The organism is Pseudomonas sp. PS01297 (assembly GCF_029959305.1).
Lineage (GTDB): Bacteria > Pseudomonadota > Gammaproteobacteria > Pseudomonadales > Pseudomonadaceae > Aquipseudomonas > Aquipseudomonas helleri.
On the sequence record NZ_JASCPQ010000002.1, the window covers coordinates 92,539 to 114,664 of the forward strand.

At 56.3% G+C, this 22,126-nt stretch carries 14 protein-coding genes; 9 read left to right on the plus strand and 5 right to left on the minus strand.

Annotated features, from left to right (window positions below):
• Nucleotides 1-236: 236 nt before the first annotated feature.
• The 7 genes from QMX84_RS01460 (at nucleotide 237) to QMX84_RS01490 (ending at nucleotide 9,943) form a co-directional block, all read left to right on the plus strand.
• Nucleotides 237-2,333, plus strand: coding sequence for an FAD-dependent oxidoreductase (locus QMX84_RS01460; protein WP_282362934.1), 2,097 nt, complete (start codon nucleotides 237-239; stop codon nucleotides 2,331-2,333).
• Between the two features lie 209 nt (nucleotides 2,334-2,542).
• The gene (locus tag QMX84_RS01465) at nucleotides 2,543-3,526 is read left to right on the plus strand and encodes an amino acid ABC transporter substrate-binding protein (RefSeq protein WP_262126450.1); all 984 of its coding nucleotides are present in this window, start codon (nucleotides 2,543-2,545) and stop codon (nucleotides 3,524-3,526) included.
• A gap of 70 nt (nucleotides 3,527-3,596) precedes the next feature.
• On the plus strand, nucleotides 3,597-4,778 hold the full coding sequence (locus tag QMX84_RS01470; protein WP_282362935.1) for an amino acid ABC transporter permease: 1,182 nt from the start codon (nucleotides 3,597-3,599) through the stop codon (nucleotides 4,776-4,778).
• Nucleotides 4,779-4,788: 10 nt separating this feature from the next.
• Entirely contained in the window at nucleotides 4,789-5,886 is a 1,098-nt protein-coding gene (locus QMX84_RS01475) for an amino acid ABC transporter permease (RefSeq protein WP_262126402.1), read from the plus strand.
• A gap of 10 nt (nucleotides 5,887-5,896) precedes the next feature.
• Complete coding sequence (locus tag QMX84_RS01480) at nucleotides 5,897-6,661, plus strand: amino acid ABC transporter ATP-binding protein (protein ID WP_282362936.1); 765 nt, start codon at nucleotides 5,897-5,899, stop codon at nucleotides 6,659-6,661.
• A gap of 349 nt (nucleotides 6,662-7,010) precedes the next feature.
• A complete protein-coding gene (locus QMX84_RS01485) occupies nucleotides 7,011-8,948 on the plus strand; it encodes an autotransporter domain-containing protein (protein WP_262126400.1) in 1,938 nt (645 codons plus the stop codon).
• A gap of 194 nt (nucleotides 8,949-9,142) precedes the next feature.
• Entirely contained in the window at nucleotides 9,143-9,943 is an 801-nt protein-coding gene (locus QMX84_RS01490) for a hypothetical protein (RefSeq protein ID WP_282362937.1), read from the plus strand.
• A gap of 75 nt (nucleotides 9,944-10,018) precedes the next feature.
• Here the strand turns inward: QMX84_RS01490 and QMX84_RS01495 are convergent, their stop codons facing one another.
• Genes QMX84_RS01495 through QMX84_RS01505 form a run of 3 tightly spaced genes read right to left on the minus strand, consistent with a single transcriptional unit; the run spans nucleotide 10,019 to nucleotide 13,184 of the window.
• Nucleotides 10,019-10,672: a DUF2931 family protein gene (locus tag QMX84_RS01495; protein ID WP_282362938.1), complete on the minus strand. Its 654-nt coding sequence runs from the start codon at nucleotides 10,670-10,672 to the stop codon at nucleotides 10,019-10,021.
• Between the two features lie 30 nt (nucleotides 10,673-10,702).
• On the minus strand, nucleotides 10,703-11,356 hold the full coding sequence (locus QMX84_RS01500) for a DUF2931 family protein (protein WP_282362939.1): 654 nt from the start codon (nucleotides 11,354-11,356) through the stop codon (nucleotides 10,703-10,705).
• Nucleotides 11,349-13,184 carry a DUF2235 domain-containing protein gene (locus QMX84_RS01505; protein ID WP_282362940.1) on the minus strand — a complete coding sequence of 612 codons (1,836 nt, stop codon included), beginning with the start codon at nucleotides 13,182-13,184 and terminating at the stop codon, nucleotides 11,349-11,351. The genes QMX84_RS01500 and QMX84_RS01505 overlap by 8 nt, the downstream gene beginning before the upstream one ends.
• 292 nt (nucleotides 13,185-13,476) lie before the next feature.
• Here QMX84_RS01505 and QMX84_RS01510 point away from each other — a divergent pair, with 292 nt between their 5' ends.
• Nucleotides 13,477-19,206: a glycosyltransferase gene (locus tag QMX84_RS01510; RefSeq protein WP_282362941.1), complete on the plus strand. Its 5,730-nt coding sequence runs from the start codon at nucleotides 13,477-13,479 to the stop codon at nucleotides 19,204-19,206.
• Nucleotides 19,207-19,264: 58 nt separating this feature from the next.
• Nucleotides 19,265-19,456, plus strand: coding sequence for a TolC family protein (locus tag QMX84_RS01515; protein WP_262126396.1), 192 nt, complete (start codon nucleotides 19,265-19,267; stop codon nucleotides 19,454-19,456).
• A gap of 51 nt (nucleotides 19,457-19,507) precedes the next feature.
• Here QMX84_RS01515 and QMX84_RS01520 read toward each other — a convergent pair whose 3' ends face one another.
• Both QMX84_RS01520 and QMX84_RS01525 read right to left on the minus strand, forming a co-directional pair.
• Nucleotides 19,508-20,164, minus strand: a complete 657-nt coding sequence (locus tag QMX84_RS01520; protein WP_262126395.1) for a DUF2931 family protein — start codon at nucleotides 20,162-20,164, stop codon at nucleotides 19,508-19,510.
• Nucleotides 20,157-21,998 (minus strand): DUF2235 domain-containing protein, encoded by a 1,842-nt coding sequence (locus QMX84_RS01525; RefSeq protein ID WP_282362942.1) that lies wholly within the window; start codon nucleotides 21,996-21,998, stop codon nucleotides 20,157-20,159. The genes QMX84_RS01520 and QMX84_RS01525 overlap by 8 nt, the downstream gene beginning before the upstream one ends.
• Nucleotides 21,999-22,126 lie beyond the last annotated feature (128 nt).

Consider the following 22,126-nt stretch of genomic DNA (forward strand, 5'->3'; position numbering starts at 1 on the left):
CCGAAGTAATTAGATGACGCATTTTTAAATCACACGGGACTTAATCATGATCACGTTCAAGACATTAGTAACGATCCAACTTGCCTTGAACTTTGGTTATATCCCACTCGAAGTCCCTTGACGTTAATCCCTATATTCACCCCCCATACAAACCCCATGCTTACTGTTGCAACGCCAACTTTATTAAGTGCCTCTGCGTGAGGCATTAACAGGTCAGAAGTGTTGGAGATAACGCCATGAGGCTCTCTTGCGTTCCGCCAGTTGCTGCATCACTGATTGCCACTACCGAAAACATCTTACATATCGCGCCGGTGTCCAGTGACTGGAAAGCCGATGCACCCAGCAATGTGATCTTTCTGCCCCCGACCTTAACCCGGCAAACGCTGCTGATACAGATCGCACTGCTGCGCCCGTCAACCCTCGTTGTCGGGGATCAAAGCATTGATGCCGAGGTCATTGACCTGTGGCGAACGTGCCACCCGTTCGGCGATCTTGTGCTGATTCGCAGGGGGGCGAGCCTGGACAAAGTGCGACTGGACCTGTGCGCGCCCAACCATGTTCGGGTGATCAATACGCCGGGGGTCAACGCGCCGCACGTCGCGGCTTATATCGCGCACTGGCTGACACTGGCCGATGGCGGCACAGCACAGGCTGTTAGCGTGCTGGGCTACGGCAATGTCGGCAAAGCGCTGGTCAACCTGTTACTTGAGCAAAACCCGGAGATCCGGATCACGGTGTTAGTACGCCCCGGCCAAACGCCAGCGCCAATCAGCCGGGTCTCATTTGTCGCTGACTGGCTTGAAGCACTGCAAGGGGCGCACGCCGTTGCGATCTGTTTGTCGCTGAATGAGGACTCCACACAGCGCATTGACCGGGCCCTCATTGAGAGCCTGCACTCCCAGGCCCGTGTGGTCTGTGTCGCCAAACCGGAGGTGTTCAGCGATGCGGCGTTGCAGGCCCTGGCACAAGCGCAAGGCATCCAGTTAATCGTGGACTACGGGCCCGCAACACTGGACGCCTTTCGTCTGCGCACCCTGGCGCTCGGTTGTAGCACCTCAACGTGGTGCCAGCCGGCGACGCTGACGACGCAGGCGGCAACCACTGAAGCCTGCCATCGCGACCTTGACTACGCCGTCTGCGTGCAACTGAGCCTCACCGCCTTGCGCGGCCTTGTCAGGCGTCAATGTGCCCGCTCATTGATGATTCCGACCAAGCCGGTACAGGCCGGAGCGCCCAGCGTGTCGATCATTGGCAGGGGGATCAATGGCCTGCTCCAGGCGGTGATGTGCCGCCTGGCGAATTATCAGGTCACGGTCTACGGCGGAGATCAGGAAAGCGATGGCGCCAGTCACAAGAACGTCAATATGCGCCATCTGTCTGCAACGGAGACGGCGGCAAAGCCGCTGCATAACGACTACCTGCTCCCCGCCAACCAACACTTGGCCATTGCGTGCAACCGCGCAGGCATCGAGCTGTTTGAAAAGCTCCTGGCTGACAACCCGTCACTGCGCCCCTTCGCCAAGGCGGGGATTGTGCGCGCCTATCGGGAAGGTGACGAAGGCGTAGACGCGGCAATTGGCGAGCAACGCGCGATTGAACGCTCACCCTGGCCGAGTGGCAGGCCGGGCGGTGACCTTGTTGAGATCAGCCAGCAGCAATTTGAGGCCAGGTATGCAATCCCCGGGATCAGCCGCGCCATTAAGGTGTCGGGCTACGACCTGGCGTTTGTCGAGGTGATGGCCGAGTTGGTGACGCTTTTGCAGCGCGCCGGGGTTCAGTTCCGGCCTCAGCGTCTGAGCCGGGGGCAAATAACCGAACTGAGCAGAGAACACTTCGTCATCACCGCCATGGGCGTTGAGCAACCAGACGTCTTACCGATCACCGGCTGGTTTTTCAAATTGATCGCTGTCGGCAACGAAGGCGCCGACCTGCGCGGGGTCAAGTTGCATTACGCGTTGCCAATCGGTGTCATGAATTGCCGCCTGGACGCAGGCCACATTCTGGTCTCCGGCGGCCAGGTGCCACCCGATGCAAGCCCGGCGGATAAACAACACATACTCACCGCCTGCCTGGCCGCTGTTGCCCGGCATTTCCCGCACGCGTATGCCAAGGCGATTGAAAGTGACAACTTACAGATCATTGAATGTGCCCGGCCCGGTACTCAAGATGGGCTGTCGATTGTGCATTGGTGTGCATTTAATCGTGTTGCCGCCGGAGCAACTTATGCCGGTGGAACAACACAAGGTTTAGTGTGGGCGTCTTTGGTTCAAGAACTTATTCACGCAAGGGCATCGACACTCTCTGGCATCACTGTGAATAAAAAACACTATTGAAGGCGGTTTATAAAACGCGCTCTTGTCAGCGTATTTAAGCTTTTATCGACTTAGTGCCGCACATTTAATGAGGCTGGCACCTGCTTCGCTCAATATTTATCTGAACGCGAAGACACTCAAGCAACTGATAACAACAATGAAACATCACTTGAGGCATTGGAATGAATAGATTGAAACTTGCTGGGCTCACACTCGCCGCCACATCCCTGATGGGTCTTGCCAATGGGGCCTCGGCGGGCGCCACGCTGGACGCCATCCAGAAGAAAGGGTTTATCCAATGCGGTGTCTCCGATGGTTTGCCGGGCTTCTCGGTACCGGATGCCCACGGCAAGATTTTGGGCATTGACGCCGACGTCTGCCGCGCGGTGGCGGCCGCCGTGTTTGGTGACGCCAGCAAGGTCAAATTCAGCCAGTTGAATGCCAAGGAGCGTTTCACTGCCCTGCAATCGGGCGAAATCGACATCTTGTCGCGCAACACCACCATGACCAGCTCCCGCGATGCAGGAATGGGCATGAAATTCCCCGGATTTATCGCCTATTACGACGGCGTTGGTTTTTTGGTCAACACAAAGCTCGGTGTAAAAAGTGCCAAGGAACTGGACGGAGCAACCCTGTGCATCCTCGCCGGGACCACCACTGAGTTGAACGTGTCCGACTACTTCCGCGCCAATAAGCTGAAGTACAGCCCGATCACCTTCGACACCTCCGATGAAAGCGCCAAGTCGCTGGAGTCCGGCCGCTGTGACGTGCTGAGTTCCGACAAGTCCCAACTCTACGCACAGCGCAGCAAACTGGCCCACCCTGACGATTACGTCGTCCTGCCAGAAACCATTTCCAAAGAGCCGCTGGGCCCTATCGTGCGCAACGGTGACGACGACTGGCTGGCCATTGTGCGCTGGGTGGGCTACGCCATGCTCAACGCTGAAGAAGCGGGCATTACGTCGAAGAACGTGGAAGCTCAAGCCAAGACCAGCAAGAACCCCGACGTAGCCCGCCTGCTGGGTGCCGACGGCGAATACGGCAAAGACCTGAAGCTGCGCAAGGACTGGGTGGTGCAGATCGTCAAGCAAGTCGGCAACTACGGCGAAGTCTTTGAGCGAAACCTGGGCAAAGGCAGCCCTCTGCAAATCGACCGCGGGCTGAACGCGCTGTGGAACAACGGCGGCATTCAATACGCACCGCCTGTGCGCTGATCGTTGAATGCGTTGTCGCCCGGCGGTTGATCGCCGGGCGATGTTCTGTTGCTTTTTTCCGGGGCATTCCATGCAAAACCTAATCGACGCACCCAAGCAGAAGCTGCGCTTCAGCGATCCCAAAGTGCGTGAGTGGCTGTTTCAGATCATTACGATTGTGGCGGTCGTTTCACTGGGCTGGTACCTGTTCAATAACACCCAGACCAACCTGCAACACCGAGGGATCACCTCGGGTTTCGAGTTTCTTGAGCGCAGTGCCGGTTTCGGTATCGCGCAGCATTTAATCGATTACAAAGAATCGGACAGCTACGCCAGAGTCTTTGTCATCGGCTTGCTCAACACCCTGCTGGTGACGGTAATTGGCGTGGTCCTGGCCACCCTCCTCGGTTTCATCATCGGCGTGGCGCGTTTGTCCCCCAACTGGATGATCAACAAACTGGCGACGGTGTATGTGGAAGTATTCCGTAACATTCCGCCGCTGCTGCAAATCCTGTTCTGGTACTTCGCGGTGTTCCTGAGCATGCCGGGGCCGCGCAATAGCCATCACTTCAATGACACCTTCTTTGTCAGCAGCCGTGGCCTGAACATGCCTGCGGCGCTGGCCGCTGACGGCTTTTGGCCCTTTGCATGCAGCGTGCTGCTTGCCCTCGTTGCTGTCGGGTTGATGATGCGTTGGGCCAACCAACGCTTTGAAGCCACCGGCCAACCGTTCCATAAGTTCTGGGCCGGGCTGGGCTTGCTGCTGGTGATTCCCGGGGTATGTGCGCTGATTTTTGGCGCGCCGCTGCAGTGGGAAATGCCCGAGCTCAAGGGTTTCAACTTTGTCGGTGGCTGGGTGCTGATCCCGGAGCTGCTGGCGCTTACCCTGGCGCTGACGGTGTACACCGCAGCGTTTATCGCCGAGATCGTGCGCTCGGGCATCACCTCGGTCAGCCACGGCCAGACCGAAGCCGCACGCTCCCTGGGCCTGCGCCCCGGGCCGACGCTGCGCAAGGTGATCATCCCGCAAGCGCTGCGGGTGATCATTCCGCCGCTGACCAGCCAATACCTCAACCTGGCAAAAAACTCGTCATTGGCGGCCGGGATCGGCTACCCGGAAATGGTCTCGTTGTTTGCCGGAACGGTGCTCAACCAGACCGGCCAGGCCATAGAGGTCATTGCGATCACCATGAGCGTGTACCTGGCGATCAGCATCAGCATTTCTTTGCTGATGAACGTTTACAACAAGCGCATCGCGCTGATCGAACGCTAAGGAGACGGCCATGACGACTCATCATTTCAAACCCGACCTGCCGCCCCCGAACAAAGTGTTCGGCCCCATGGCATGGATGCGTACCCACTTGTTCAGTGGCGGTTTCAACACCCTGCTGACGTTGCTGGCGTTCTACCTGCTGTACCTGACAGTGCCGCCGCTGGTGCAGTGGGCCATCCTTGACGCGAACTGGACAGGCAGCACCCGCGCCGACTGCACCGGGCAAGGCGCTTGCTGGGTGTTCATTCAGCAGCGCTTCGGGCAGTTCATGTATGGCTACTACCCCGCTGACCTGCGCTGGCGCGTCGACCTGACCGTGTGGCTGGCCGTCATCGGCGCAGCGCCGTTGTTTATCTCACGCTTTACGCACAAGGCCATTTACGGCTTGGGCTTTCTGGTGGTGTACCCGGTTCTGGCCTTCACCCTGCTGCATGGCGGTTATTGGGGCCTGACCAGCGTGTCGACCAGCCAGTGGGGCGGCCTGATGCTGACACTGGTGATCGCCACCGTCGGCATTGCGGGCGCGTTGCCCTTGGGCATCGTGCTGGCATTGGGACGCCGTTCGAACATGCCGGCGATCCGGGTGGTGTGCGTGACCTTCATCGAGTTCTGGCGCGGCGTGCCATTGATCACGGTGCTGTTTATGTCGTCGGTGATGCTGCCGCTGTTCCTGCCCGAAGGCATGAACTTCGACAAGCTGCTGCGGGCGCTGATCGGCGTGATTCTGTTCCAGTCAGCCTACGTGGCTGAAGTGGTGCGCGGCGGTCTGCAAGCCATCCCCAAAGGCCAGTACGAAGCAGCCGCGGCGATGGGCCTGGGTTACTGGCGCAGCATGGGCCTGGTGATTTTGCCGCAAGCCTTGAAGCTGGTGATTCCGGGCATCGTGAACACCTTTATTGCGCTGTTCAAAGACACCAGCCTGGTGATCATCATCGGTCTGTTTGACCTGCTCAACAGCGTCAAGCAAGCCGCCGCCGACCCAAAATGGCTGGGTATGGCCACTGAAGGCTATGTGTTTGCCGCCCTGGTGTTCTGGATGTTCTGTTTTGGCATGTCGCGCTACTCCATGCATTTGGAACGCAAGCTCGACACCGGTCATAAACGTTAGGAGTTCTGCGATGAATCAAGCAAACAAACACCCTGTCAGCCCTGCCGGGATTATCCAGATGCAGGACGTCAACAAGTGGTACGCCCAGTTTCACGTGTTGAAAGACATCAACCTGAACGTTAACCAGGGCGAGCGAATTGTGCTGTGCGGCCCGTCGGGTTCGGGTAAATCCACCACCATCCGCTGCCTTAACCGCCTTGAAGAGCACCAGCAAGGCCGCATCGTGGTCGATGGCGTGGAACTGACCAACGACCTCAAACAGATCGAAGCGATTCGCCGTGAAGTGGGCATGGTGTTCCAGCACTTCAACCTCTTCCCGCACCTGACCATTTTGCAAAACTGCACGCTGGCGCCGATGTGGGTGCGCAAGATGCCCAAGCGCCAGGCCGAAGAAATCGCCATGCATTATCTGGAGCGCGTGCGTATTCCGGAGCAAGCCCACAAGTACCCCGGCCAGTTGTCTGGCGGTCAACAGCAGCGCGTGGCCATCGCCCGCGCCTTGTGCATGAAGCCCACCATCATGCTGTTCGATGAGCCGACGTCAGCACTGGACCCGGAAATGGTCAAAGAGGTTCTGGACACCATGATCGGCCTGGCCGAAGACGGCATGACCATGCTCTGCGTCACCCATGAAATGGGCTTTGCCCGCACCGTGGCCGACCGGGTGATCTTCATGGACAAAGGTGAAATCGTCGAGCAGGCAGCGCCTGATGCCTTCTTCGATAACCCGCAGAACGAACGGACCCAGCTGTTCTTGAGCCAGATTCTGCATTGATGCCATAGGCTGCAGCCTGCTGTAGGAGCGAGCTTGTCTCGCGATCTTTTAAAGATCAAAAGATCGCGAGGCAAGCTCGCTCCTACAGGGGTCGGTCTATGTGACGTTTATGGGCTGAACAGCCGATAGCACAGTGCTACTTTTCGCATCACTGCCGCATAATCCTGCCCGATTTTGAGTCACGCCCTGATCGGGATGATCGTGTTCGGGCGCAAAAAAGTGCGCCCGTTTATACAGGAGCGACAAAGGCTTAATACAGTGCGTCAATCTGCCCTACACGCCCAATAGAGGGCGCACATCCTGCAACAGGATAAATCGCTAAACCTCTAATAACTCCAAGGAAGACGTTGTGATCAAACCCCTCGCACTCGCTGTCAGCGTTGCCGGCGCCCTGCTGTCAACCCAAGGCCATGCCTATAACTACGGCGAACATGCTGCAACTACCCTCGATAAGCTGATTAACGACTACCCTGGCCGCTACCGTGGCACGGCCAACTTTGCCGGTGCCGCCGACTGGATGCAAAGCCAGATGGGCGATGCTTACAGCATCAGCCGCCAGGATTTTTCCTGGGGGGCGGGTAACAGTCGCAGCTCGCAAAACGTGGTGGCCTACGCGGCGGGCACTAAACCGCAATACGTGGTGGTCGGTGCGCATTTCGACACGTACTTTGGCCGCCCGACCCTGCAAGGCCTGGATGACAATGGCTCTGGCGCCAGCGTACTCACCGAAATCGCCCGTAACCTCAACGGCGTACCGCTCGAGTACGGCCTGCAAGTGATTGGCTTTGGTGCGGAAGAAGAAGGCCTGCAAGGCTCCAAAGCCTTCGTCAACAGCTTGAGCGCCAGCCAGCGCGAGAACATGCTGGCCATGATTAACCTCGACAGCCTGATTACCGGCGACATGATGTACGCCCACTCCGGCAAAAACAGCGTCAGCAATCCGGGCCTGGCCTCATTGCGTGAGCATGCGTTCAAGCTCGCCAAAGAACTCAACATCAACCTGTTCAGCAACCCTGGCCTCGATGCCGCCTACCCGGCGGGCACCGGTTGCTGCAGTGATGGCGAATCGTTTGAAAAGCTGAATATCCCGGTGCTCTACGTTGAGGCCACCAACTGGGAACTGGGGGATCTGGACGGTTACACCCAGACCGATAACCCGGCCATCCCTGGCGGTTCGACCTGGCATGACCCGAAGAAAGACAACGAAGCTGTGCTCACCAACGCCTTCGGCCAGGAACGCATCGACCAGCGCCTGCGCGACTATTCGCGACTGCTCAGCCGTCTGGTGCTGGAGTTGACCAACGCTGACTTGATGGCTTCCACCGCCTCGGGCGGCGCGGTCGCACGCGCTCAGCAAGACAACCTGCAACGCCAGCATCAGGCCCAGGTCAATCTGCTGGATCGCCGCTGGTTGACGTTGCAAGCCGCGAGCCGCGACGTCGGCAGTTTTGATGGTGAAATCGGTATCGATGGCGAATACAGCGCAGACAGCGGGCCGTTCAACGAAGGTCGCCGTCTTGGCTTGCATGCGCTGGGCGACTACCAACTGACCTCCAGCCTGAGCGTGGGCGCCAGCCTGAGCTACCTGAACGGGCGCGACAAACTGGAACGCGGCGGCAAACTCGACAGCGAAAGCTGGCAGGCAGCGGTCTACGCCTTGCTCAACGATGGCGGCCCACTCTGGCTGGCCGGTGACTTGAGCGCTGGCACTACCCAGTTCGACAGCAAACGTAATCTGGTGATTCAGGCCAACGGCGGCCCTGTGCTGCTGAGCCAGAAACTGACCGGCAAGACGGACGCACTCAGCCTGGGTGCCCGCGTGATCGGCGGCTATGACTTTGATTTCGGCGCGCTCAAAAGCGGCCCGTTTGCAGGCCTGGATTACAGCCACTACCGCATCGACAAGTTTCACGAGAAACAAGACCTGCGCACCGCCCTGAGCTACGAAGAGCAGAGCTTCGACTCTGTGCAAGCCAGCCTCGGGTGGCGTGCCCGCGGCACGTTCGACCTGCCGGCCGGTATGAGTCTGCAACCTTACGGCGACATCGCCTGGGTCAAGGAAATGGGTGACGGGCGTCTGGATGACATCCTCCTCACCAGCCGCGCCGACGGCCAGGCACGCGGCGCGCACCTGGGCAGCGTCGACAAGAGCTATGGCCGTGCCCAGCTCGGCAGCCAACTCGCCATCACCCCGCAACTGGGGCTGTATGCCGAGATCAATGGCCGCCTGGGCAACGATGAAGGCAGCCAGACCGGCTACTCCATCGGCGCTCAATGGTTGTTCTGATCCATTGCGGTTAACCGGAGGCGCTCAGGCGCCTCCGCTTTGCAGGCCCGCGTTCGGCCTCAAACGCCAATGACGCTACGCCCCATAAATACGAATAGATCTCATGTGCATGAAGCACCCTGACTGAGATAGACTGCGGCCCGCTAAACGTCGACAAACACTCGACCGGGCCTGTCTCTCGCACAAGGATCGTCATGTTCAAACGCGCATTCCCCCTCACGCTTGCTGGCCTGCTGCTGGCGGGCTGCCAGTCCACTGCCACGGATACCAGCGCGACTACGCTCACTCCCACGCAGGAAAATGATCAGGCCCGGCAACGCGCACTGTACGAAGTGCTGATGACCAGGGTGCTGCGCCCTGCAGGCAATCTGGCCAATACCGAGGGCCGCACTGGCAGTTTTAATCTGAAAATCACCCTGGATGAACATAATCGGGTGATCGGTTGCGATACCCAGATCAACCGCAAATTCGACCCGAAACTCTACCCTTACAACGCAAAACTGGCCAAAGACCTGCTGCCAATCTGCTGGACGGCCGTACTCCCCGAATTGCCATCGTCATTAATCAACCCAAAGAAGCGCACGGCAACAGTGGTTGCGCCGATAGCGGTTGGCCCACTGACCGGGATGAGCGACGAGCAACGCCTCAAACGCGACGAGGCCGTGCAAGCCAAGACGCAAGACGATTTTCTGTACCAGCAACTGTTCACACCGCTGCCTGTCGACAGCATCGGTGTCGCAACCCTGATTGTCATGACCGACAACAGTGGCCATGTACAGGAATGCGCGGCCAGCCTGGCCCCTCATGTACTGCGCCGGGCCGAATTCAAACAGGACGATGTTTTACTCCGCGCCCTGATCGCCCGCTGCAAACAGACCGACATGAGCGCCATGCCGGGCTTCAAGGCCACGGGTTTGACCAGCCTGGTGCACCGAATTGAATACACGCCCTGGAAGGCGGGTTTGAAAGCTGACACGAACCCTGTCGCGCACTGACATGCTAAAGCCATGGCCAGTGGCGCGTAGTGAGTCATCCGCTGCTGAACACCGCAGTGTCGCCTCGGAGGCCCTTTACCAAGAGCCATAAGGCACCCCGTATTTTTCGATGTAGGCTTTTGACGTTTCGCCAAGCGGGAAATGATGGCCTTCGGACTTCCCGCCATAAGGTCCTTCTTTCACTACTTCTCCCTGAACCCTGGTCACTTCGATTGGGCTGACGCAAGGGCCCGAGATCCACACCTTGGCAATACCGCCGGGTGCCAGCCCTACGGTCACGCCTTTGCGGTAATCAGTGATCCATTTGGCATCAAACTCGCAAAAGGCTTTCTCAGGCTTGACCATGGCCTGCTGAATGGCTTCGGGGATCACGATATAAGCCTCGTAGGTTTGTGGCTCTACCAATGATTGCCAGCGCACATAAATCAGGCGTGGTACAGCAGCCCCGTAAACATATTTACCTTTACCCCAACCGGGATAACTTGGCCAGCCACGAGGATTACCCTTGAGGTTTTTCGGAGTCTGAATAGCGGCTACTCCGCTCATGGCTCGTTTGAAGACACGGTCTCGCACATCCACCGCATCTGCGGTTTCGATCCACACCTCCATGTAGTTAGGTGCGAATAGTCCAAGTCGCCAACCATCATAGGGCAGCCCATTAGCGCCCTTGGCACAACCCGCCATCAACCCAAGCACAACGCACACCCATAGCAGCTTGAATATAGTCATTGGGATGCTCCGCCCACGTGCGGCGGCCCTTTACCAAGAGCCATAAGGCACCCCGTATTTTTCGATGTAGGCTTTTGACGTTTCGCCAAGCGGGAAATGATGGCCTTCGGACTTCCCGCCATAAGGTCCTTCTTTCACTACTTCTCCCTGAACCCTGGCCACTTCGATTGGGCTGACGCAAGGGCCTGAAATCCACACCTTGGCAATACCGCCGGGGGCCAACCCTACGGTCACGCCTTTGCGGTAACCGGTGATCCATTTGGCATCGAACTCGCAAAAGGCTTTTTCAGGCTTGACCATGGCCTGCTGAATGGCTGTGGGGATCACGATATAAGCCTCGTAGGTTTGCGGCTCCACCAACGACTGCCAGCGCACATAGATCAGGCGTGGTACCGCTGCCCCGTAAACATACTTGCCGGCGCCCCAACCGGGGTAGCCGGGCCAGCCACGAGGATTACCTTTGAGGTTTTTCGGAGTCTGAATTGCGGCCACTCCATTCATAGCACGCCTGAAGACACGGTCTCGCACATCCACCGCATCTGCGGTTTCGATCCACACTTCCATATAGTTGGGAGCGAACAGTCCAAGCCGCCAGCCATCATAGGGCAGCCCGTTGCTGCCCTTGGCACAGCCCACAATCAACCCAAGTACACCGCACATTACTAGCAGCTTGAATTTATTCATTGGGATGCACCGCCCGTTTACCGCCCGCAGCCGGCCGATTAATAAACAGCACCTCAATGTCGCTGTTGTGCTTGCCCCAGGCGGCATTCCAATTGCCCGATAAGTGGACGTATTTGCGCTGTAGTAAGGCCACCTCTTCATGGGTCAGTCCGGGAAAGCTGTCGCCGACGGCATACGCTTGCAGCTTGATGGCAATGTCGTGCAGGTCAGCAGGAAGCGCCAATGCAGGGTTTCGATCATCAATGGATACAAAAGGAACCCCGTTTCGTATTCCCAGCTCGCGCATGGCCCGCAAGTAAATCAGTGACAACTGACCATGCACTTGCCGCTCACTGCGAAGGGCGGCGTACACGCGTTTCTCGGCAAACATGTCACGGCGTTTGTTATAAGGCAGAACCACCGCCCATGTGTCGACACTCCAGCGCTGCAGATAGGGCTCCATGTCCGGCAGCATTACCCCCATGAGCTGACGGGCTCGGTCATAAGCGACCGTGGAGGTTTCTGGCATGTCGACAGGCACCTGACTGCTCTGGGGTTTACTCAGCAGCACTTTTTCAGTGGCCAAAGGCAAATAACCGCCACCAATATCGGAGTGGACGCCGGGCAGCTCGATGTCATTGTCGGTACGAACCAGTGAGAAGTTATGACGATATTCGTGGCGCGCCACAAATTGCACCACATGGCGCGCAATACCAGGGGCAAGGTGCAGGTCAAGGCCCGGGTTACTGGCGTTGTGCGGGCTAAAGTCGCCGCTTAAGGGTGCAACCACCCCAGGCACCGTATCAAACAGGCCGATAAAGTTGAGGTTGAAATCTGTTCGGTGGCGCCATCTAAAGCCATCTGACATGCCCTTCGTTCCCGGAGGGATCGATTGGGCGATAAGGCTTTTCGGCCCCTTCAACAAGTCATTGGCACAATGCCGTGCGGCAGCAGCGCCACGGCTGAAACCAAACAGGTCGAAGACGATTCGCCAAATTTTTATGCCGGGATTAATTTTTTGCAGCCTTCGAATCTGCTCCAAAATCAAGGCAGGCGCTTGCTCAACTCGCGCCACAATACCAGTGCTGCCTTGACCGCTGGCCTGGCCATAGACCGAGTCAGCTTGCCCCGTGACTGTACCGATACCTTCTAGGTAGACACTGAGAAACGCCTCTTCTGTTCCTTGCGGCAATTGCGTATCCGCATGATCCGGATACAAGTCATAAAGCCGCGCCACATTGGTGACATCGTTGGTATAGCTGTTATCCGGCGAGTTTCCTTTACCGTCAAAGCCAAAGCTCGCGCAATGCTGACGTATATCCGCGCCTTCCTGTTCACCCATACCCAAGCTAATGGCCAGGCACCCTTTCGCCGCTTCACTGTTGCCCTGGTTATTCCCGGTGCCATCGAAGAACAAGCCCACATGCAGGGTGATGCCGGACTCCAGTTCCTCTTCTTCGTCCTCTTCTTCCAGCTCGGGCTCAGCACTGGCGGGCGCTGTTTTTTTAGGTGCCGGCGATTCGGGCCACTGAGCCAAATACTCCATGTAACTCTGCTGAGGCCCTCTGGCATCTCCCAGCACTTGGCCTCTGATGTATTGATCAGGGATCAGTCGCGGCGCAGGGCGGCAGAGGCACTGGCACAAATCCCCTTCTAGCGCGGCTTGTCGCCCTCCCAGTGATTCATCATGGCGCGGACCGCACAGTACGATAACGCCTGTGCTGCCGCACACCGGGCACTCGATGCTGTCACCTTCGCGGGCCAGTATCTGGTCATTGATTGTCATCAGTTCCCAGCCCGACACCACCACGCCGCCCACCGTGGTTCTGGCCCCGACGGTGATGTTCATGCGCTTCATACGCAGGCACCGGGCAAATCGTTAGCGTTGTTGTGTAATAGGGGCATGTCGGCATCCTGGTGGAGGAAGGTTGAGTGCCCGCTAACTGTCAAATTGCCAGTTGGCGGCGCTCAGCCAGTATGCCGAGGGGGTGCGGAACAACCCTGTCAGAAGGATCAGTTTGGTTTGTAGTACGCGTAGCTTTCCGAAATTTACCTGGCGCAACAGCGCTGTATTTATCTACCACCAGGCCCCAGGCCCTTCACTTACCTTGGCATTAAAACCGCCAAGGCAAGTGACTCCCATGAACACCGATATCAGCCAAAAAATACAGAGCCTGGATGTCTATGACATCGCCAATAACCTGGGCTATCGCACCACCGACCGCAGTGACTCAAGCGCCTTTAGCCTGGCGATGAAAATCATCGCCCAACTGCTCCGCGAGTGCTCCGTCACTGACCTTTCAAAAGAGCAGTGCGCAGACCCGCTCTTCTTGAAAACTTTTTGCACACAACTCAGCGTTCGCCGCACCACCGCACTGGCCGTGGGCAGTGATGTCGAGAAAACCGGTCATCAGCACGTACGCGAATTGGTGTCCAAACTGGCCAACCTGATTTGGAGCCTTGAGTTTCCGTTGCTGAGTTACCCTGTAATACACCCCAACCAAACGACGCGCGCAACGTTCAGAACAACCATCATCACAAAGCTGTCCAGTTTTGCGCTAAGCCGCGTGATGAGCGAATGCACCACTCACTTCATCGCCAACCTGCTCGACCGCCAGCACCTGAACAACCTGCAACGGGTGCTGATCAACCGGCTGAGGACTCACAACGGCATTGAGATGCTGATGGCCAGGCAACCGAGCCTGATGGACTGCCTGCACGCGGAACTGACAGCCATTTTTACCGACCTGCCGGATACGCTGATGCTGGCGAACGTTAACTCGCTGTGGTTTGTCGACAGGGAGGGCAACAATGTGCCTGATCAAAGCCTGGCGAACCTGATCCAGCGCTCGTTGACATCGGCCGCAGAGCCACCGCCTCTGCCTCGTGAGATTTACTATCAGACGCAACTGGATCCACTCCAGGAACACTACCTGTCTATCACTGAAACTCAGTTCAAAGCCTTCTGGGCGCGCATCAAAGATCTAGACACAACCTACATCGAAAGCCTGAAACGCTATTGGGCCAACCCCGCAGATAGCCGCGCAGGGGCTCCGACAAAAGAACAGGACTACGTCACCCACTACAGGCTGCTTATGGAAACACAACTGCAACTGTTGTGCGCCGATGGCAGCCTTGACGAGGACGATGACACCGCCATTCGTAACCTGATTTTCCAGGCCCCGTATAAAGCGCCCAATAAATTGCGGGCTGTGCGCCTCGCCATACGTAATGCGGCGTCACTCAAGCCGCGGCGCTGTTCATTTGCCGTGGCATTTCAGCTCAGAACACCCAGCGCTCAAGTGTTGCTGACTACGTACGTGTTCACCCCGCAAAACGGCTTTGAGGTATTCGGCAGAGCCCGGCAAGCAAGAGTTGCGTTAAACCAGCGATTGAACAACCGCCAGACACTCCCTGACTGGGTGGAACAGGTCGCCTTTGAACACAAGGCAGAGACGGCGTTTTTCAGTCATCACAGGCCCAAAACCGTGAAAGTGGAGCCCCTCAGAAAAAACACCGTAGAGGCGATGATCGCTTTCCAGCTCGAACAAAACTATCAAGACATCACCACCGTTTTTAATCAGTCCCGTGCGCTTGAAAAACGAGCAAAAGCTGCCTACCTGAGCACGTTGTTTGACCAGGCGACACGCCGCACATCAGTGCCCACGACAGAGGGCTTTTTGAATGCCCGAGCTCTGCGTGTTATCGAACCCACCCCAACCAAAGCGATAGCCCAGGCCTTTTTTAGCCTGCAAGAACCGGACATGGAACTGCCTGTTCATCGTCCATTGCCGGTGCCCAACATTGCCAACGTATTTAAGCCGTCAGCCGATCTGCAAACACTGATCACCGATGCGCAATTTAAAACCTTCGCCAGCGATCTGCTGGCGAAACCCGCGCACAAAACGCTACTGAGACAGGTGCTGGACGAGGGGCTTGACTGGATCCCCGAAAGCTTTCCGATGACCGCCGAAACGGGTCTGAAGCTGGTGCACAAATATGTCAGCCACAGTAAAGCAGTCCCCGAGATTGATAGCCTCAATCACCGGGTCATCATCGCGGTGGAGCAAGGACTTCGCAAAAACAAGTTTTTCACCGCGGACTATCACTACCTCACCTCGTGCTTTCTAATGCTGGGCAGTCCTCCTGATACAGGTACAAGCATTGAGCCTGTGAGTTCCCCCCCAGGAGCATCAGCAAAATTATCCGTGCCCACTTCAACGCTGGACATCCATGCCCATATTTCGGGGGTTGAGCCAACACGGGATATCACTGCGCTGACGGAGTTTCTGCAGGTACCGACATTTTTGCCCGCCATAAAGCTGCCCGATTCAGAACCGCTTAGCGGCTCCACACTGATGAGCATCGTGGTTGATTCACCTGCTTTTCATCAGTTGGAACAGGCTGTTGTCGGCGCGTCCTCATGGACAACACAAGAACGCAAAATCGCCACGCCGGGCATGATCCGAACACTGACGCTGACGTGCATCACCGACTACCTGTGCCCGCCCGTACACCACAGCGAAGGGTATGTCTGCGGGCTTAACCTGAATACTCCCGCAATGGGGGGGCACTCGATCCAGGAAGTCCGGCGCCAGGTCATGGAGCAACTGCGCAGCACGCTCCACTGCAAGACCAAAACTGACCTGCAGGTAGCGTTCGAGCTGATTGCAGGGCGCTACTGCCCGCAGTTGATGGTGTATGACGTACCGCAGGATCTGCGCTATGGGTATACCCCCGACTCCATCCATTTTCGCCATGCCGTGGCACTGGCCGAATCGGCCCACCCCGGTGCTGCCGTCGCATTGGGGTATGAACGCCTGAGCGCGTTGTTGAACGCGACCTTCGCACAATCAATGACCCCTGATGAACAACTGGCAATCACCCTACTGCGCCGTGAGCCCGTTCTGCATTTTGCGATGTGCCGGGGAAAAATCCCGGTCACAGACACGGCGGATGTAGACCCCGCCGATGTGATCACCGCCCTGCAATACGTGAGCGACCTTGAAGAGCAAAAGGCAACTGCCATGACAGCGTTGGTGCAACCGCCTCCAGATCGCAAACAGATGGCGCTCAAACAGTTATCGAACCTCCACCCACCCGTCAATGCACGTGCAAGAAGGCGATTTACTGACGCTGAAATTCATGAGTACTTCATCCCTCGATTCAAAAACCGCGGCCGCAACATGCACCTGTCGCTCCTGGAGCAGTACATAACCTGCGGGCAGGGCCGAGCCTTCACGAACAAAGTGCTGGGCTTCGACTCAAAGGGGCTGGGAGGTTGCGCACTACTAAGCGACTTTAATGAACAGTTCGATGCATTCCAGGTGCAATACAACAGCGCAGTGAAGGTGCAACTGATTCATGCCATCAATGACTTGCCTCCTGAACAACGAAAGGAGGTGTTAAGCGCCAATCATTTTTTGACCGCCTCCTTTTCCGTCGAAGGTAACGAAACGGCCGGACACTATGGCTTGCTTGCACTGTCCACGCGCCCTGATGACACCTACGTGTATGAAATATTCTGCCCCTCCGGCACGATCCGAAAGGTCACGCCAGAAGCCAGTGGCTACATCGTCTATGACCTTCAGCAGGGCTTTGCGCTCGATAAAGCACTTTCTGTCAGCGGCTTGCCAAAACTGGACCAGATGGCTTATTTGGACGGCAAACCGGGTGCCCTGAGAGCCACGCCGACATTGGCGTTGAGCATGACCTGGAATCAGCAAACCGATAAGCCTGAACAGGAACGCGTCGAGCAACTCTGCGAGCAAATGGTCAACGCAGCTTTCAGCAAAAGCCTTTCACAATTGCGTACGGCATTCAGGCACCCCACGCCTTATGAGCAGTACAAGGATGAACTGGTCAACAAAGCAGAGCGCATTTTCAAAGCCATCATTCCGTTCTACTCGTTGTATCGGGATATCGAAGGCAACAAGGTCACCGCCTGGACTGTTATTTTCGGCGCGTTAGAAATCGTGTCTTTTGTCGTGCCTTTCGGGAAAGGCGGTTACAGCGGTTTCCAGGCCTCTGTGGCGGTGGGCAAAATTGTGTTGCGCGGCACATCATTTGGCGTATCGAAGTTCGCCCTGGCCTCCATGCGCACCCTGTATGCCAGTAAAGCGTTTGCGACAACGGCGGGTAAAGGCTTGATCTCTGCCGCCAACCCTCTGGCCTTGGGCGGCCTGTTGTTTCGCGCCGGATATAAAGGCTTTAGGTTTATTCAGCGCAAACTACAAACCCAAAAAGCGCTAAACAATGTAACAACGCTCGTGCAACTAAAAACACAGCTGAATCCAGAGGCCGCTTTTTTATCGGCTTCGACGACACCTTTTATTCAGCCAAAAACCATTAGCAGCGGCCTCGTCAACCCGCCGCTTGTTCCGTTCAATCCGGATTTTTCCTGGGGAAACAGAAAGCTGAGCGTGGCTCAACAACGCATGTTTCATATCGACGACATCGATCTTTCGGGCGCCCGGCAGATCGATAATATTTATCAAGTGGCAGGTTTAAGCTATATCAAAATGCAGGGCAATATCTTTGCGGTTACTCGCTCTGCAAGCAGTACATCATTGAACCTGTATAAAGGCCCTGTCACCGGGCCAATAGTTCGATTTAACACAACCGAAAAAATATGGGAGCTTGCCAGCAGCGGCCTGGCAGGCGGCATGGAAACATCCTCGACTGTGCAGATTTATCAGCGTCAGTTAAGTATCCCCATGGATAAAGTGTTTAATCTTAATGCGCCTTCTTCGGTACCCAACTATGCCATCGAATGGAACAACTACACTATTTCTGTGGTGTATGACGCTGACCTCGCTACATGGCGTGAACAGCTCCGTTATGTTGATAACCCTCTGGGCGATGCAGTTTGGCTTGATGCTGAAGGAAAATGGCAAAAAGGCAGCATTGCAACCTTAAACAGCATCAGGTCATCACTCCCGCCCCCTAAACAACTGATGTCCTTGACCCTGCCGCTGTTGCCGCAACTGCCTCAACACCCCGTGGCCATCCCGAATAACATTCATTACATCTGGGTAGGCACTCAAGTACCGGGTACCCATCTGGTGGAAAACATTGCTAAAAACATGACGTTGTCCAGCGAATTCACCTCGACCCTGCATCTTGATGTCAGTGACGCGCTTTATATCCAAATAGAGCTCATCTGCCAGAAACACGCTCCCAACTTGAGGCTCTCAAAAATCAGGGGAGAAGCCTTTTACGACGTGTTCAAAAACAGTTCGAACGCTGAGCAGTACACCACCATTTTTGAAGCCACCCATAAAACCTGGTCTGCGGCCAGCGACGTGATTCGTTTTCCGCTGGTCAATCATTACGGCGGTCTTTATCTGGATTTGGATGATGTACTGAGCAAAGCGCTCGTTGCAGACGATATTAAAGCCGGCCCGTATGACCTCTTGTTAGGTGGCGTGGTCAAGGAGCCCGGGCTGGACTTTGAGGGCTATAACACCAGCCATTTTGCATCACACCCAAATAACAATGTGCTCACCGCTATCTCTGCCGAAATGCATAAGCGCTTTTTAGATAACAGGGCTTTTTACTCACAAGCAAAACCTGTGCTTGATAAAACATTGTCCGGGGAAGCGTTGGTGAAAAATCAGGAGGCGTACAAGACTTATCATAAAAAATACTTTCAACTCACTGGGCCCGCCCTGATGAATGATGTCCTGATCGATAAAATCCCCGCCGTTTACAACACCGTGTATCAGTTGATGCCCAAATACAACACGGTCCAAGCACTCGGCGTCCATGATTTTTTGCATAACAAGCAAGCGATAGATTGCACGAATCACTTCTTCCCGTTTGCGGATAAATACCCGATCACTGTTGGCAGCGAACATTCCTGGGAGTAAAACCCTTAACAATAAAAAACCCGCACTTCTTAGCCAAGGGCGGGTTGAATGCAGCGCAATGCAGGCCTCCCAACTCACCGACCAACGCTACCGTGCTGGCACCAGCAGCGTGCCTGACTGGCTGGACACCGAACGCACCCGTTACCAGGCTGAACAAGACCGGATTCAGAGTGAGGGCCAGTTGATCAAGAACTACATAGCCCAGCAAAAGAGCCTGGGGTCAGGTTGGAGCTCTCCTGACACACTCTAATGTCGAAAAAACGGATGTCGATTGGATGCTTAACAGGTGTGCGGAGGCCCTTTACCAAGAGCCATAAGGCACCCCGTATTTTTCGATGTAGGCTTTTGTTTCTGGTTTTAAGGGCAAGGCATAATTGCCACCAGATCGACCGCCATCAGGCCCCTCTTTAACGACTTCTCCCTGAACCCTGGCCACTTCGATTGGGCTGACGCAAGGGCCTGAAATCCACACTTTGGCAATACCGCCAGGGGCCAACCCTACCGTCACGCCTTTGCGGTAATCAGTGATCCATTTGTCATCGAACTCGCAAAAGGCTTTCTCAGGCTTGACCATGGCCTGCTGAATGGCTTCTGGGATCACGATATAAGCCTCGTAGGTTTGCGGCTCCACCAGCGATTGCCAACGCACATAGATCAGGCGCGGTACTGCTGCCCCATAAACATACTTGCCTGCGCCCCAACCGGGATAGCTGGGCCAACCGCGCGTGTGGCCCTTGAGGTTTTTAGGTGTATTGATAGCGGCTACTCCGCTCATAGCTCGCTTGAAGACACGGTCTCGCACATCTACTGCATCTGCGGTTTCGATCCACACTTCCATATAATCAGGGGCTCCCAGCCCTAAGCGCCATGCATCATAGGGCAACCCATTGCTGCCCTTGGCACAGCCCACCATCAACCCAAACACACCCCATACCCATACCAGCTTGTATTTACTCATTGGGATGCACCGCACGTTTACCGCCTGCAGCCGGCCGATTGATAAAGAGCACCTCAATGTCGCTGTTGTGTTTGCCCCAGACGGCATTCCAATTGCCTGACAAGTGGATGTATTTGCGCTGTAGTAAAGCCACCTCTTCATGGGTCAGTCCGGGAAAGCTGTCGCCGACGGCGTACGCCTGAAGCTTTACAGCGATAGTGTGCAGGTCTGCTGGTAAGGCAAACGCAGAAGTGTCTGGAACCACATCAAATGGAACCCCGTTTCGTATTCCCAGCTCGCGCATGGCCCGCAAGTAAATCAGTGACAACTGACCATGCACTTGCCGTTCACTGCGTAGGGAGGCATACACGCGTTTCTCGGCAAACATGTCACGGCGTCTGTTATAAGGCAGAACCACCGCCCATGTGTCGATACTCCAGCGCTGCAGATAGGGCTCCATGTCCGGCAGCATTACCCCCATGAGCTGCCGGGCTCGGTCATAAGCGACCGTGGAGGTTTCTGGCATGTCGACAGGCACCTGACTGCTCTGGGGTTTACTCAGCAGCACTTTTTCGGTGGCCAAAGGCAAATAACCGCCACCAATATCGGAGTGGACGCCGGGCAGCTCGACGTCATTGTCGGTGCGGGTCAGTGAGAAGTTGTGACGATATTCGTTGCACGCTACAAATTGCACCACATGGCGCGCAATGCCCGGGGCAAGGTGCAGGTCGAGACCCGGGTTGCTGGCATTGTGCGGGCTAAAGTCGCCGCTCAAGGGCGCAACCACACCGGCCACAGTGTCAAACAGTCCGATAAAGTTGAGGTTGAAATCTGTTCGGTGGCGCCATCTAAAGCCATCTGACATGCCCTTCGTTCCCGGAGGGATTGATTGGGCGATAAGGCTTTTCGGCCCCTTTAGCAGATCATTGGCGCAATGCCGTGCGGCAGCAGCGCCACGGCTGAAACCAAACAGGTCGAAGACAATTCGCCAAATTTTTATGCCGGGATTGATTTTTTGCAGCCTTCGAATCTGCTCCAAAATCAGCGCCGGCGCTTGCTCAACTCGCGCCACAACCCCTGAGCTGCCTTGACCGCTGGCCTGGCTATAGCGCGAGTCAGCCTGCCCGGTGACTGTACCGATGCCTTCGAGATAGACCTTTAAAAAAGCCTCTTCCGCTTCCTGCGGCAATTGCGTATATGCATGATCCGGATACAGCTCATAAAGCCGCGCCACATTGGTGACATCGTTGCTATAGCTGTTATCCGGCGAGTTTCCTTTACCGTCAAAGCCAAAGCTCGCGCAATGCTGACGTATATCCGCGCCTTCCTGTTCACCTATACCCAAACTAATGGCCAGGCAACCTCGCGCCGCCTCGCTGTTGCCCTGGTTATTCCCGGTGCCATCGAAGAACAAGCCCACATGCAGGGTGATGCCGGACTCCAGTTCCTCTTCTTCGTCCTCTTCTTCCAGCTCGGGATTGGCATTGGCGGGCGCTGTTTTTTTGGGTGCCGGCGATTCGGGCCACTGAGCCAAATACTCCATGTAACTCTGCTGAGGCCCTCTGGCATCTCCCAACACTTGGCCTCTGATGTATTGGTCAGGGATCAGTCGCGGCGCAGGGCGGCACAGGCACTGGCACAAATCCCCTTCCAGAGCAGCTTGCCGCCCTCCCAGTGATTCATCATGGCGAGGGCCGCACAGCACGATAACGCCCGTGCTGCCGCACACCGGGCACTCAATGCTGTCACCTTCGCGGGCCAGAATCTGATCGTTGATTGTCATCAGGTCCCAGCCCGTCACCACCACGCCGCCCACCGTGGTCCTGGACCCGACGGTGATGTTCATGCGTTTCATACGCAGGCACCGAGCAAGGCGTGAGCGTTGTTGTGTAATAGGGTCATGTCGGCATCCTGGTGGAGGAAGGTTGAGTGCCCGCTAACTGTCAAATTGCCAGTTAGCGGCGCTCAGCCAGTATGCCGAGG

What these genes read in the sequence shown, in the direction of transcription:
- QMX84_RS01460 (WP_282362934.1), top strand. Translation starts at nt 237, where the DNA reads ATGAGGCTCTCTTGCGTTCCGCCAGTTGCTGCATCACTGATTGCCACT.
- QMX84_RS01465 (WP_262126450.1), top strand. Translation starts at nt 2,543, where the DNA reads ATGGGTCTTGCCAATGGGGCCTCGGCGGGCGCCACGCTGGACGCCATC.
- QMX84_RS01470 (WP_282362935.1), top strand. Translation starts at nt 3,597, where the DNA reads ATGCAAAACCTAATCGACGCACCCAAGCAGAAGCTGCGCTTCAGCGAT.
- QMX84_RS01475 (WP_262126402.1), top strand. Translation starts at nt 4,789, where the DNA reads ATGACGACTCATCATTTCAAACCCGACCTGCCGCCCCCGAACAAAGTG.
- QMX84_RS01480 (WP_282362936.1), top strand. Translation starts at nt 5,897, where the DNA reads ATGAATCAAGCAAACAAACACCCTGTCAGCCCTGCCGGGATTATCCAG.
- QMX84_RS01490 (WP_282362937.1), top strand. Translation starts at nt 9,143, where the DNA reads ATGTTCAAACGCGCATTCCCCCTCACGCTTGCTGGCCTGCTGCTGGCG.
- QMX84_RS01495 (WP_282362938.1), bottom strand. Translation starts at nt 10,672, where the DNA reads ATGACTATATTCAAGCTGCTATGGGTGTGCGTTGTGCTTGGGTTGATG.
- QMX84_RS01500 (WP_282362939.1), bottom strand. Translation starts at nt 11,356, where the DNA reads ATGAATAAATTCAAGCTGCTAGTAATGTGCGGTGTACTTGGGTTGATT.
- QMX84_RS01505 (WP_282362940.1), bottom strand. Translation starts at nt 13,184, where the DNA reads ATGAACATCACCGTCGGGGCCAGAACCACGGTGGGCGGCGTGGTGGTG.
- QMX84_RS01510 (WP_282362941.1), top strand. Translation starts at nt 13,477, where the DNA reads ATGAACACCGATATCAGCCAAAAAATACAGAGCCTGGATGTCTATGAC.
- QMX84_RS01515 (WP_262126396.1), top strand. Translation starts at nt 19,265, where the DNA reads ATGCAGGCCTCCCAACTCACCGACCAACGCTACCGTGCTGGCACCAGC.
- QMX84_RS01520 (WP_262126395.1), bottom strand. Translation starts at nt 20,164, where the DNA reads ATGAGTAAATACAAGCTGGTATGGGTATGGGGTGTGTTTGGGTTGATG.
- QMX84_RS01525 (WP_282362942.1), bottom strand. Translation starts at nt 21,998, where the DNA reads ATGAAACGCATGAACATCACCGTCGGGTCCAGGACCACGGTGGGCGGC.